Raw genomic sequence first — 13,980 nt, forward strand, 5'->3', positions numbered from 1 at the left:
CCTGATCTGCATGAATTCATTCCAAATTTCAGGGAAAGCGCCCCCACGTAGGAGCCCCTAGCCGGGCGCTAGAGCTCTGAAATGCAGGGAATTAACCATCGTAGAAGTGCGTAAGTCCTCAAACGGCCGGACTTAAGCCAATGCCATTATCGCCAAGCCTCGACGTTTCCACATGAGGTATCCCATGCGACACTGGCATCTACTGGTTTCCACCCTGCTTGCGACGGCGCTGGCTTCCCCGGCTCTTGCGGAAGAGGCGAACGGGCAGAGTGACGCGCCGAAGCCGGCAGCCGCCCCGGCAGCGGCACCCGCCGCGAGCAGCAAGACTTTCAGCACAGGGGTCGCCAAGGGGCGCGACCTGCTCGATACCGCGATTTCGGCCAGCGTGATCGACGAGAAAGATCTCGCCAAGCTTTCGGTGAGCTCGATTGCCGGCATCATGCAGAACATTCCGGGCATCCGCGCCGAGACTTCGGATATCGACGGCTTCTCCTCGATCACGGTGCGCGGGCTGCCGCTCGCGGCGGATGGTTCGAAGTTCCTGCAGATTCAGGAAGATGGCTTGCCCGTCCTCGAGTTCGGCGATCTCTTCGGCTCCTCAGCCGACATGTTCGTCCGCGCCGACCTTACACTCTCGCAGGTCCAGGCCATTCGCGGCGGTTCGGCTTCCACGTTCGCGTCCAATTCGCCGGGCGGGGTGGTCAACCTGATCTCCAAGACCGGTGAGACTGCCGGCGGCACGCTCCAGATCTCGAGCGGCCTGGGCTATGATCTGAAACGTCTCGATTTTGCCTATGGCAGCCCGCTCGGCAATGGCTGGCGGTTCCACGTCGGCGGCTTCTTCCGCCAGGGCGAAGGTCCGCGCAAAAGCGGTTTCGACGGATTCCGGGGCGGTCAGATCAAGGCGAACGTGACCAAGCAGTTCGATGGCGGCTATATCCGCTTCTACGGCAAGTATCTCGATGATCGGCAGCCGACTTACACCGGGTATCCGGTCGTAGTCAGCGGAACCAACGACAAGCCGACATTCACGGACATTCCCGGCGCCAACGTGCGCAGCGACGCCTACGATTCGCTCTACACGTCGAACTACATCGGAGTAGACCAGAACAACAACCCGACGTCGTACAACTCGCGCAACGGCCTGCACGGCATCAGCAAGTCCATCGGGCTGGAAGCCCAGTTCGACGTATCTGGCTGGACGGTGACCAACCGCTTCCGCTTTTCGGACGTCGGCGGCGAGTTCAACGACACGATCCCGCTCATTCCGATTCCGGCGCCGATGCTTGCCGGGCTGCTTGGAGGCCCGGGTGCTACTCTCAGCTACCTCAACGGCCCGCTCAGAGGACAGCAGATCGCTGACGGCCGCCTGACCGCGCTTTCGGTCCGTATCAATACCAAGCTCAATCAGGTCGACAACCTTACCAACGACCTTCGTGCCAGCCGCGTGTGGAACCTTGGGACTGGCCGCCTGACGACTACGGCAGGCGTCTACAAGTCAACCCAGTCGGTCGACATGTACTGGAACTTTGTCAGCACCCTCAATGATCTGGCGGGCGGCGGGCGCAATGCCCTGCTCGATCTTACATCCGCGAATGGCACGGCGCTGACCGAAAACGGCGTCTATGCCTATGGCTTCGCCATCGGTTTTCCGCCGTCGTCCTACCACGACCGCTTTGATCTCCAGTACAAGATCCTGGCGCCCTATGGCTCGGTCAATTTCCAGACGGGCAGGCTCTCGGTGGGCGGCAGCCTGCGCTGGGACAACGGCAGGGTGACCGGCAAAGTGACCAGCCCGGATTTCGGGGCGCCACTACCCACCTCGGCCCCGGTCGACGTCAATGGCGACGGGAAGATCTCCGTGCCTGAAAGCAAAGTTATCATCCTCACGCTCGGCAAGTCCGCCACCGTTGATTACGATTATCACGCGGTGTCCTATTCGGCTGGCGTCAACTACCGCTTTGCCGAACCGTTCTCGGGCTTCGCGCGCTACAGCCGCGGCACGCGCGCCAATGCCGAACGCCTTCTGGGGGTGAGCACGCTCGATCCGGGCACCGGCAAACTGTTCGATCCCTCGATTGCCTATGCTGTGGTGAAGCAGGCCGAGGCAGGTGTGAAATTCCGCCAGGGCGGCATCACTGCCTATGTTACCGGCTTCTGGGCCTCGACGTCCGAACGCAATTACCAGATCGGCGCTGATGCGACGGGGCAGGTCGTCGTCAGCCTGGTGGACCGCACGTACAGCGCCAAGGGCGTCGAACTCGAGGGCGAAGTGCAGCACGGGCCGTTCTCGCTGACGCTGGGCGCGACCTGGACGAACGCCAAGATCGACAAGGATCGCGCTAATCCCGCGCTTGAGGGCAATCACCCGCGCCATATCCCGACGCTTTCGTTCCAGGCCCGCCCGCAGGTGGAACTGGGCAAGGTAACGCTGGGCAGCGTGATCAACGGCACCACCAGCAGCTTTGCGCAGGATACCAATATTCTGAAGCAGCCGGGCTATGTGCTCTTCAGTCCGTTCCTGCAGGTGCGCCCGGTCGATCGGGTGCAGATCGGCATCAATACCTTCAACGTGTTCAACAAGCTGGCGATCGTCCAGATCGCTTCGGGCGCAATTCCGCCGGGAGGTCTGGTGAATGCGCAAGTGATGAACGGCCGAACCGTGACGGCCTCGCTGCGCTACTCGTTCTGATGCGAGCCGCCCGCAGGGCTTCGGCCATGCGGGCGGCTCCTGTCCGTCCCGACCCCGTTTCACCGTTTCAAGGATACCGGATACCGTGTTCGACCGAATGAACATTCCGCGCCGGCTTGCTCTCGCGTTTGTCGCACTCAACGTCACCGCGGCAGCCATGATGGTCATCTTTGGCGCGAGCCTCGCGATGGTCTCGCGTGTGTCCTCGGCGACGACTGAAAATCAGGCCGTGCTGGCCGATGCGCTGACCCTGGAAACCGCCCTGCTCAGGCAGAACAGCCAGCTGCGCGGCTATCTGGTCACTGCGGACCCGACTTACCTCAAATCGTATTACGAAGGCCGCGACGATTACGACAAGACCTCGGCTGAGCTGGAAGAGCGGCTGACCGATCCGGATCTCAAGGAACTCGTGCGCAAATCGCGCGGCGAGACCCAGAAGTGGCGCGAGAACTGGGGCGACAAGTATGTTGCGATGGTCAAGTCCGGTATGCGTGATGCCGCGCAGGATGCGATCCGCGGAGCCGGCAAGGCCGTGCTGGTGAGCGATGCGGTCCTGCCCCTGCGCGCGGTCCGCGATGCGCAGACTGCCGCGATCACAGCCGATGCTGCCCGCCAGCAAAGCGCGATCCTGTTTGCCTGGCTGGCCCTGGGGATCGGCGGCGCCGCGCTGATCGGGCTCGCGCTGGTCCTTTCGCGGCGGCTGGCGCGTTCGATTGCGACACCGATCACCGACCTTACCCGGACCATGTCGGCCCTCGCGCAGGGCCGGACCGATTCTCTGGTCCCCGGCACCGACCGCGCCGACGAACTGGGCGACATGGCCAAGGCCGTGGTCGTGTTCCGCGATGCGACGCTTGAGCGGGATCGCTCGGTCAAGGAGCGCGAGGAAGCCATGGCCAAGATCGGCGGAAACCTCGCCGCCGTTGCGCATTCCGATCTTTCGGTCCGCCTCCATGAAGTGCCTCCGGCATTCCAGTCGGTCGCGAACGACTTCAACGATGCGATGGAGCGGCTCTGTCAGGCCATGGGTCTGGTCCAGAAGAGCATCGTCGCGATCAATCTCACGTCGAACGAGATCCAGCAGGCGACCACCGATCTCTCTGGCCGCAGCGAGCAGCAGGCGGCCAGCCTGCAGGCCTCCGCGGCGGCGATGGACCGGCTGACCACGCAGATCGAGGACTACGCCAAGATCGCGGCCGATGTCAGCGGCTCGATGGTCGAAGCCCGCGGCGAGGCGGAAAGCGGCGGCAAGGTGGTGAGCCGCGCGATCGAGGCGATGGATAACGTCGCCCGCGCGAGCGGCGAGATTTCGGACATCACCACGATGATTGACGGGATCGCCTTCCAGACCAATCTCCTCGCGCTGAACGCAGGCGTCGAGGCGGCCCGTGCGGGTGAGGCGGGCAAGGGCTTTGCCGTCGTCGCATCGGAAGTGCGCGCGCTGGCGCTGCGCGCCACCGAAGCGGCCAACGCTATCAAGCTGCGCGTTGCTGCGGTCACCAGTCATGTCCAATCCGGCGTCTCGCTCGTCAACGAAACCGGCTCGGCGCTGGAGACGATCATCAGCCGGGTCAGTACGGTGACCGCGTCCATCTCGACCATCGCGGAAACGGCGGGCGAGCAGAGCCTTGCGCTGCGCAAGATCAGCCAGGCTATTGGCGCGATGGATCAGATGACCCAGCAGAACGCGGCCATGGTCGAGGAAACCAACGCCGCAACCAAGAACCTGACTCAGGAGGCTTCGCAGCTGAGCAATGCCTTCGCGAGCTTCAAGATCGGTGAGGAGCCCGCACGCCTGTTGGCCCCGGCGGCACGGCCGGTACCGCAACTTCTGGCGCCCGGCAGACCAACCGCGCGGCCGGCGGCGATTGTCGAACCGGTCGCTGCTCGCCCCGCTGTCTACGGCAATGTGGCAATCGATGCCGAGTGGGCGGAATTCTAGGTTTCAGGCGCCGCCGCGCGCGGCAGGCGGTGCTTCGTAGACCGGCCGCGCCAGGGTGCGATCGGTCCGGATGCGGGTGTAGCCGCCCACCCCGTGGACGCGGCCCATAAGCTGCATCGCCACCGGATCGGGTCGCAGCGTCGCGGCATCGACGAAGCGTTCGTCGATGGTCATCGCCACCACTTCGCCAAGGATGATCGTGCTGCCCGGCGGCGCGTCGATAGCCTGATAGAGCCTGCACTCAAGGCTCACCGGTGCGCCGGCGATGCGCGGCGGTGCAATCAGCTCGCTGGGCAGCATCTCCAGCCCCGCCAGCGCGGCCTCGTCGATCTCGGGCGGGGCATCCACGCACGTCAGGTTCATCGCCTCGAGCATCGGCTCGCTGACGAGATTGACGACGAATTCCTTCGTTTCCAGAATGTTCGTCGCCGTATCCTTGAGGCCGCCATTCGCCCCGCGCATCGCGCCCAGCACCACCAGCGGCGGCGCGGAGGCAATCATGTTGAAGAAGCTGTAGGGGGCAACATTGCCTACCCCGGCCGCCGAGAGCGTCGAAACCCAGGCAATCGGGCGCGGCACCACGGTTCCGGCCAGCAGCTTGTAGCGCTCGGCGGCGCTGAGGGCGTCCATCCTGAGGTGCATCAGGCTTCGTCCTCGATCCACGCGACGGGCGGCTTTGCCCGCCGATCCACCGTGAGGCGAAACACATCGGGCCGCGAATAATGCCCTGCCGCATCGAAATCATAGCGCCCGCGCGCGATCTCGACGGGGTCGATATCGGCGTAAAGCACGGTCTCGCCGCTGTAGTCCGGCCCTGCCAGCACTTCGCCCAGCGGGCCGACGATCATGCTGCCGCCGCGCATGAGCACGGTGTCTGCATCCTCACCCAGCACGCATTCCTGCCCTTCCGGCAAGTCGCGCCGGCGGAGGAACTGGCAGGCTGAGAGCACATGGCAGCGCCCTTCGAGCGCGATGTGGCGCATCGAGGAAACCCAGCCGTCGCGGTCGTCGGCAGTCGGCGCGCAGTAGAGCGTGACGCCTTGCGCATACATCGCCATGCGCAGCATCGGCATGTAGTTTTCCCAGCAGATCACCGCGCCCACGGTGCCGAGCGCGGTTTCCACGGCAGGCAGGGTCGAGCCATCGCCGAAGCCCCAGATCAGCCGCTCCGCCGCCGTTGGCATCAGCTTGCGGTGATGCGCCATGGTGCCCGCCGCCCCGTCGATGATGAGCGCGGTGCAATAGAGCGTCGAGCCCATGCGCTCGATTACCCCGATCACCACGACCATACCGGCCGCGCCTGCCGCCTCGCGCACAAGCGCGATCTCCGGCCCATCGAGCGCGACAGAAGCCGCGTAGTAGCGCGCATAAGCTTCGCGCCCCTCGGGCAGGCGCAGGCCGATCGGGGCGCCGAAGCGGGCGCCCTTGGGATAGCCCCCGATGAAAGCTTCGGGAAACACGGCGAGCCGGGCTCCGGCCGCGCCTGCTTCGGCAATCAGGCGGGTGGCTTTGCTGGCAGAAGCTTCGCTGCCGGCCGGATCGGACGCCGCCTGAATCACCGCAGCGCGAAAGGAGTTTGTGACCATGGGGCCAGTTAGCATGACAGCCGGCCCCCTCCGCAATGGCAAAGCGTGTCAGGCCCTTACGATCAGGCCTTGATCATCAGGCGCAGCCCCGTCCGCACCACGAGGCCCATCGCGAGCATTCCGAAGCTGATCAGGCAGCCCGACCAGCCGACATAGACCACGCTGCTGTAGAGCACGCCCGCGCAGGCTGCGGCGAACACCAGCGGCAGGAGCGGATAGAGCGGTACCTTGTAGGGGCGCTCCACGTCCGGCTGGCGTTGGCGCAGGATCACCACGGCAAGGCCGCTCATCGTCAGAAACAGCCAGTAGATCGGCGAAAGGTAATCGACCATCGTGGCAAAGCCCCGGCCCGAAGCCGCGCCCCAGGCGATCAGCGCCAGTTCGACCGCCGTCTGCACGAGGATCGCCGCGCGCGGTACGCCGCGGCTCTGGTCCCACTGCGCAAGCGCGGCGAGCGAGGGCTCGTCCTCCGCCGCGGTATAGAGCGTGCGCCCGCCGACGATGATCAGCGCATTGAGCACAGAAAAGGCCGCGATGGCGACGCAGATCACGATCACCGTCTCGCCCGCCGAACCGAACGCGCGGGCCATCAGGGCGGCGGCGGGGGCCTCGCTGTTTGCCAGGCCCGCCATGCCGAGCCCGCGCACATAGGCCCAGTTGGCGATCATGTAGAGCGCGGTGATCAGCACCATGCCGCCGAACAGGGCGCGGGTCATGTCTGCCGGGGTGCGCACTTCGGCAGAGAGCGTGGAGGCATCGTTGAAGCCGCCATAAGCGAGCATGATGAACACCATCGATTGCCCGAAGGCAGCGAGCGTGACCGGGGCGACGGGCCCTGCCGCCACCTGCTGCGGTGCCACGCCGTGATAGGCCAGCCAAAGCGCTGCGCCGCCAAGCGCGAGCAGCGCCAGAACGTCCATCGCCACCATCGCGATCTGCGCGCGCGTGCCCGTCTGAACCCCGCGCAAGTTAAGCGCGGTAAGCAGGATGACCATGCCGCCCGCAACAGCCGCACGGGTAAAGGTGCCCATCGGCACGAGTTCGGCGAGGTAGTCGATCCCTACGAAGGCCAGCAGCGCGCCCGAGGCGGAAAAGATCACCGCAAAGCGCGACCACGCGAAAAGCCAGGCGGCATCGGCGCCGAAGGCCTCGCGCAGGAAGCGGTAATCGCCGCCGGTATCGGGAAAGGCGGCCGAAAGCTCGGCATAGCAAAGCGCGCCGATCAGCGCGAAAATGCCGCCCAGCGCCCAGGCCAGCATAAACGCACCTTCGCCGCCGAGGCTTTGCGCGACGAGCTGCGGCGTGCGGAAAATCCCGGCTCCGATCACCATGCCCATGACCACTGCAGCGGCGGCAGTCGTGCTCAGCAGCCGCTTGGGCTGGTGGTGCTGCGGGAATTCGGGCGCGGAATGCATTAATCGCAACGCTAGAGATTTTTACCGCCGGGGGAAGGCTAGTTTGCGGATGTCACGTAGATGGACTGGCGCAGAACGCTCGATTTGCCGCCGAGCGTGAGCTTGACTGGTCCCTCGAGCCTGATCTTGAGCGATGCGGCCTGCTTCGGATCGAGTTCGAGGTGGTATTCGCCCGCAGGCAGCCGCTCGAACAGGAAGAAGCCATCGGATTCGCTGCGCGCGTGCGCGGCCAGGCTGCCATCGGCTCGCAGCAGCCGCAACTGGAGGCGCGAGACGGCGCGCGTGCCGGATTCGGCGCGGAAATAAGCGGTGCCTTCGATATCGCTCAGGGTGACGATGGCGAAATCGCTGGTGTGAATGCGGCCCGGGCGCGGCACCACCTCGATCCCCGGGCGCGCCGGGGCGAGCGCGATATCGGGCATGGAATCGCTGTCCACCCTGACCGAGGCGCGCGCGCCGTCACCAAGGCCGCGGATGAAGGCCCGCCCATTCGCATCGGTGCGGTTCTCGTCAGTCCCCGAAAGGAACGTGACCCCCGCGACCGGGCCTTCGCCCGGATCGCGCACCCCGTTGGCGTTGGCATCGGCAAAGGCGGTAACCGCCATCGCACCCCCGCTGGTCAGGCCGGGGCGGGCAATGAACGCGCGCCCCGAAAGCGGGTTGCGCCCGAAGCTGAAGCCAATGCGCAAGGCGAGCGAGAAGTTGCGCGTGGGAAAGCCGTAGGACCCATCGAACGCCACGTTGACCGGGCCGATGCGACGGATCGCGGAAAGGCCCAGCGTGGTCTGGTGATCGGTCAGCGTATGCGTCACCCCGCCGCGCACAAGCGTGTTTTCGCCAAAGCGGCGATCGGCTTCGAGCGTCACCGATTGCAGGTTGAGCGTGGGCGCAAGGCCATAGCCGAGGCTGGCGCGGTAGCGCGTGCGCGAGCCTGACAGCGTGGCAAGATCGAATGTGCCCAGCAGCCGGCTGCTGCTCGCCGCGGTCGGCGCACTGACCCGGTTGTAATCGAGCGTATTGGAGAGCAGCACCCCGCCCAGTGGCAGCGTCGTGCGCAGTGCGGCATCGGTCTGGAGTCGGCCATCGGCAAATTCGATGCGGCGCACCTGGCTGGTGATCGGCATGATGCGCGCATTTATGCCCGAGCCGAAATGCAGCGTGGTGTTGAGATTGAGCTCGCTCGCGCGGCGCAGCGGATCGGCCGTGAAGGCGCGCACTTCGTCGATCGCGCCGCCGCCATATTCGGCGTGGGTCAGGCTGTAGGCAAGGCCGAGAACCTTGCCGCCGAGGCCCACCTCGACCGTGTGCCCACCGCCGTCCTGCAGGCCGAGATCGAGCCGCAAGGCCGTGGCACCGATGCCGCTCCTGAGGCCGGTAGCGGCAAGCCAGTGTTGCTTGCCCGCGCTCTCCCACGTCGCCGCGCCCAAGGTGGCAGTGATCGCGCGGTTGAGGCCATAGCCAAGCTGCGCCGTCGCCCGCCACGCGCCGAAATCGGGCGCGGGGCTGAAACGCGGCCCGCGCACGCCGAACAGGTTGGTGTCCTTCTGCGCGGCGCCCACGCTGTAGATGAACTGGCCCGGCGCGAGGCGGCCATCGCCGACGCTGATCTTGCGCACGACCTCGCGCCGTTGCCCCTGCGGCCCGTAGAACACGAGGCGGAACACATTGAGCCCGAAATCGACCGGCACTTGCAGGAAGGCGTATTGCCCGTTCACCGGGGTACGGGTCGATCCGATCAGCGCATTGTTGCGATACAGTTCGACCTCATAGCCATCGAGCAGATCGCCGCGCAGATCGACAGAATCGAAGATCGAAGCCTGCTCAAGCGGTGCGTTGGTGACGAACGCGCCGCGCCCGCTAACCCCGCGCAGGCCGATCGGCAGCGCGCTGGTGGCAACATCGCCGAGCTGAAATTCGGTGGCTTTCAGCGGCCCGAGCAGATCGCCATCGGGATCGCGGCGGCCGAGCTCGAGGCGCGCTGCCGTCAGCCCGTCACGGCTCGAGGCGCTGGCATAGGCCCGCGCGGTCATGAAGGCGAAGTCGCCCGCAAGGCGCAAGTCCGCTTCCACCCGGGCGCCGAGATCTTCGTCGGTTAGCGCGCGGATTTCGGTCTCACCCACCGGCAGCGAAAGGCCGCGCCACGGCGTCTCCTCGCGCGGGAAGCGGGCGGGTCCCTCGCGGTTGGAGCGTGAAGCCAGCCGCTCGCGGTCCGCCTCGCGCGTCATGCGCTCCTCGAAGGGGAAGGGCTCACGCGTTTTTACCGCAATCGTCTGGGCGCGCAGATCGACCTTGAGATCGAGCGGGAAGAGATCGGAGAAGCGCTCCGCCCGCAAATAGAGCTCGCCTTCGTAGGCAACGGCATCTCCCTTGCCGAGAGCAACCGGGCGGCCCGCAACAAGCAGCGTGCCATCGCGCAAGTTCAGCGTGATCGTGCGCTTTTCATCGAGGAACCAGCCGCTTGCGTAATGGCCGTCGTCACTGACTGCGATCGGCAGATCGAGGAACCGGGTGAGCGCGCCGAGCGGCAGGTAGACACCCTGGCGCAGGCCATAGGCCACGATGGTATCGCTCTGCCCACCTTGCGCGGTGTCGATCTGGAGGATGAGCTCGTCATCATCGCTGATCACCGGCACGGTTGTCGCGGCACCGAGTCCGGCCTGATCGGTCACATTGGCGCGCAGCGGGGAAGCGGCGAGCGCAGCCTTCGGCGCTGCTGCCGGCATGCCAAACGCCGGCTCGGGCAACGCACGGCGGCTTTCGGCAAAGCTGCGCGAGGCAGTGTGTGCGGGGGCAGGGGCAGGGGTCGGGGCAGCGGCGGTGCTGACAGCCGCCGGCGTGATCGGCAGCGGAGGCGGTGCATAAGCGAGGCGCGTTGACGCGGGCTTCGCAGCGGTCTCGGCAGGCGAGCCAGATGAGACCATCACGCCGCCAAAGGCCGGATGGGGCAGCGCTTCGGCCAGCTTAACCGGCGGCGGAGCGAGGTCCGGCTTGTCCGGCGCAGTGGCTGCGGGTGGAGGAAGTGGCGCGGCCTGAGGCTGGGGAGGCGGCGCGGCCATTGCCGCCGCCGGGGGCGTGCGCGCGGCCGGTTTGGGCGCAGCGGGGCGCGGGGCTTCCGGTTGAGGCGGAGCAAGCGCTGGCAAGGCCGGGAGCGCCAACGTCGCTGACTTTGTCTCCGTAACCGCGGGTGCCGGCGGCTGGACCGGGTCCGGCGTCAGGGCAGGGGAAGCCTGAGCAGGTGCTGCCACCGGCTCGGCCGCAACCGGCACCGTTTCCACGACCGGCGCGGGGATTGCCGCCGAAGGAGGTGGCGGCGGCGGACCGAATGCCGGCGCCGGGAGCGGATCGGCTTCGGCCAGCGCGGCCTTCGCGGGCGGTTCCGGGGCAGGCGCGGCCTCGGCAGGAGCAAGCGGTGGTCTATTCGGGGCCTCAGCGACCGGAGGCGGCGGCGTGACGACCGGCTCTGGCGCGATCGCCCGCTGAAACTCCGCAGATAGCACGCCTTCGGGCGCGGGCAGCGGCTCCGCTTTGGCCAAGGCCGGGGCGATGGCAGGCTGCGCCAGAGGAATGTCCGCCCGCGCTTGCGCTGTGTGCTTCTTCTCCCGCTTGGCAGCCTTCTTGCGCGCAGGGGCTGCTTCGAACGCAGGCGATACGGCTGCGGCAAAACGCGGCTCAGGCAGCTTTCCGGGCCGCCGCGCCTTCTTCACCTCGCGCGGGGGATCGGGCGCGGGGCCTTCCGGCGGCGTTAGCTCACGGCGCGCGGTATCACCTGCGAGCGCGAGCGTAGCGCCCAGCACGACCCGCAGCGAACTGGAGGATCCGCGATGCTGGCCCCCCCCGCGACGTTTCACGGCACGATGAATTCCTGCCGCGCGAGCACTTTGCCGGGTGACATGTCGTCATCCACGTAGCTCACCGTCCAGCGCGTTCCCCTGGCGAGGAAGCGGGGCTCGGTAGCCGGATCGATCAGGACCTGCACCGCGCGCTCGGGGATCTCGGTGTAGACACCGATGCCCTTGATCTCGGCCACCGGCTTCTTGGCGCCGGGGGCGGTGATCACGATATCGCCGAACGCCGAACGCGTGCCCTCACGCGTGATGGTGAGCGCGAACGCCGCTTGCCCGCCGGGCGGTGCGTTCAGCTTCATATCCTTGAGTCCCGCGGTCAGCGTCGTTTCGCCCACGCGCACGATTACCGGGATCGAAATGCCGAAGCGCGGCACGATGCGCACGCCGATCCCGCCGCCGGTCTCAGCGCCTGCAGCCTCGTCGATGCTGGTCCCCCCGGTTTCGGGCGGGACCGAGACGACAGTAAAATGCGAGCGGTATTCGCCCGGTGGCAGGTCCGGCGGCACGCGCGCCATGATCCGCACCATCTGCGCTTCGCTTGCTGGCAGCGCGACATGGCGGGGCGACCAGCGCAGGAAGCCGCTCGCCGTATGCACCGCATCGCGCGCCGCTGCATCCTGCACCGAAGCAAGATCGACGAGCCGCCCGTCGCGCTGCATCGCCATGTCGGAAACGGTGATTTCGTACTCACCAGCCGCAGCGGCGCGGTTGTAGAGCCCGACACTGGCGATGCGCGTGCGGTCGTCGATAACGACGCGCTTGGGAAAAAGGTTGATATCGCCCATCCCGCCAACCGCACCGGCCGGCAGCACAGCAGGCGTCGGGGGTGCGTCGGTTGGCGCTTCAGCCTGCCCCGCGGCCTGCGCCAAAGCATTGGAAGGCAAGCCGAAAACAAGACTGAAGCCAAGCGCGGCAGTCTTCAGCGTCGCCGCAAGGCCGTGAGGTCCGATGATGTGCAAGTGGTACGTCCCGTGTCAGCGAAATAGGTTAACGCCCTTATGGGGAATCCCTGATTCGCTGGCAATCGCGGACTACTGATAAGTCACAGTTACAGTGTAGCTGCCGGTGTAAGTGCCGGTGGTCTGATTGGCCCCCACATGGAGCGTGGCGCCGACCGAGAGGGCAAAGGTGCGCGAGGCGCTGAGTGCGGCGCCTGCAGTCCAGTTGCTGCGGAAAGTGCTGAGGCGCATGTTGCGCGCGCCCTGGCGCAGCGTTGCAACCGTCGGCAGGGAAACGCTGAAGGCCCGGCCCGCTTCGCCGACGACGGTAAACGTGCCGGGGCCGCGCGATGCGGTCTGCGCGATGGCCGTGCTGGTGAGCACGCCGCCCGTCGTGGTGATGGTGCCCGCAGGCGACATGACCACGGTTCCTGCCGCTGTCGGCCGGGTCAATTGCCCGAACTGGAGGGCGTTCACCGGCGCGATGGTCAGCGGCGTGAGGATGACCGCCTGCGCCGCGCCGCTCACGGTGGAGCTGCTCGGGGCTGCGAATGCAGTGCCGGAAAGACCTGCCAGGGCGCAAGCCATGGCCGCCATTCCAGCCAGGAATCGCGCGGGCGAAGACATCAAGGGTTTCCGGGAAAGGGAGTGCACATGCCGGGAGCCGCCCGCTGCGGGCAGCTCCCGGCCGATCCGTGCGATCAGTTGTAAGTGACAGTCGCCGAGTAGGTACCGGCATAGGCGCCGGCCGCTTCGGTGCCGGCGAGCGTCAGCTGGCCGCCGACCGTGAAGCTGGCCGTGCCGCCCACGCTCAGCGTACCGGACGCGGCCGAGGCCGAGGTGGTGAAGCCGATCGAGGTGGTGCCGTCAGTGACCGAGCCCGCACCGGTGCTGATCGAGAACGAACGGCTGGCATCACCCGTGACGGTGAAAGCGTCGGCCGAGTTGGTCGAGCCGGGCACGAAAGCGACATCGCCGCCGACCGAGCCCACGCCCGCCGACGAAACGGTGACCGAACCGCCGGTGCCGGTGGTGAAGCGGCCGAAGCCGAGTGCGGCGCCCGAGGAGTGCGTGAGCACGATGGGCTGAACGACCGTGGCGGTCGCGCTGCCGCTGGCGCTGGAGGTGTTGCCCGAAGCTGCGAGTGCAGGCGAGGCCGAAACGCCAATCGAGACAAGGGCGATGGCCGAAGCGAGAATGATCTTCTTCACGTGTATGCTCCCGAAAGGTGGTCGAGGCGCCTCCCCCCTGGGCTGCGACGCGACAACAGAACTGCGGTACTGCGAATTCAGGCGGGATCGCCGTTCTTCCGTACGTAAATCTGCGTATTCGGGGCGAGTTAATGGGTAGTTATGTGAATTTTTACTTAAGAGGTGTCCCAAATCGGGAATATAAACCATTCAGTAATAGGTCTTTGTTTGCGATTAACCACGTAAGCTTCGTGCACAATGCAGAATATTCGCATTCTGCGATGCATGTTCGCGCTATGGATATGGCACCTGTTTGGTCGCCCAGGTGGCGGAAAAAATTGAGAAAATATTTTTGCCGCCGGTGCTTTTTGC

Annotated in this window: 9 protein-coding genes; 2 read left to right on the forward strand and 7 right to left on the reverse strand. The window is 66.1% G+C overall.

The annotated features are described in order from the left end of the window. Nucleotides 1-184: 184 nt before the first annotated feature. Nucleotides 185-2,692, forward strand: a complete 2,508-nt coding sequence (locus tag ACO056_RS08280; protein ID WP_421854506.1) for a TonB-dependent siderophore receptor — start codon at nt 185-187, stop codon at nt 2,690-2,692. A 97-nt stretch (nt 2,693-2,789) separates the two neighbouring features. Beyond that, nucleotides 2,790-4,634, forward strand: a complete 1,845-nt coding sequence (locus tag ACO056_RS08285; protein ID WP_421854509.1) for a methyl-accepting chemotaxis protein — start codon at nt 2,790-2,792, stop codon at nt 4,632-4,634. A 3-nt stretch (nt 4,635-4,637) separates the two neighbouring features. On the opposite strand, the gene ACO056_RS08290 is transcribed toward ACO056_RS08285, so the two are convergent. The 7 genes from ACO056_RS08290 to ACO056_RS08320 all read right to left on the reverse strand — a co-directional run bounded on the left by ACO056_RS08290 (nt 4,638) and on the right by ACO056_RS08320 (nt 13,629). Further along, entirely contained in the window at nt 4,638-5,276 is a 639-nt protein-coding gene (locus ACO056_RS08290; protein WP_421854513.1) for a flavin reductase family protein, read from the reverse strand. After that, a complete protein-coding gene (locus ACO056_RS08295; RefSeq protein ID WP_421854517.1) occupies nt 5,276-6,220 on the reverse strand; it encodes a carbon-nitrogen hydrolase family protein in 945 nt (314 codons plus the stop codon). The genes ACO056_RS08290 and ACO056_RS08295 overlap by 1 nt, the downstream gene beginning before the upstream one ends. 62 nt (nt 6,221-6,282) lie before the next feature. Continuing rightward, the gene (locus ACO056_RS08300; protein WP_421854520.1) at nt 6,283-7,635 is read right to left on the reverse strand and encodes an APC family permease; all 1,353 of its coding nucleotides are present in this window, start codon (nt 7,633-7,635) and stop codon (nt 6,283-6,285) included. A 38-nt stretch (nt 7,636-7,673) separates the two neighbouring features. Beyond that, nucleotides 7,674-11,483, reverse strand: a complete 3,810-nt coding sequence (locus tag ACO056_RS08305) for a hypothetical protein (protein WP_421854523.1) — start codon at nt 11,481-11,483, stop codon at nt 7,674-7,676. Continuing rightward, nucleotides 11,480-12,439 (reverse strand): hypothetical protein, encoded by a 960-nt coding sequence (locus ACO056_RS08310; RefSeq protein ID WP_421854526.1) that lies wholly within the window; start codon nt 12,437-12,439, stop codon nt 11,480-11,482. Before ACO056_RS08310 ends, ACO056_RS08305 begins: the two co-directional genes overlap by 4 nt. Before the next feature lie 72 nt (nt 12,440-12,511). Then, entirely contained in the window at nt 12,512-13,006 is a 495-nt protein-coding gene (locus ACO056_RS08315) for a DUF4402 domain-containing protein (RefSeq protein ID WP_421854529.1), read from the reverse strand. Between the two features lie 113 nt (nt 13,007-13,119). Then, complete coding sequence (locus tag ACO056_RS08320) at nt 13,120-13,629, reverse strand: DUF4402 domain-containing protein (RefSeq protein WP_421854532.1); 510 nt, start codon at nt 13,627-13,629, stop codon at nt 13,120-13,122. Between the last annotated feature and the right edge of the window lie 351 nt (nt 13,630-13,980).

The sequence above is a fragment of the Novosphingobium sp. genome, assembly GCF_965228995.1.
Lineage (GTDB): Bacteria > Pseudomonadota > Alphaproteobacteria > Sphingomonadales > Sphingomonadaceae > Novosphingobium.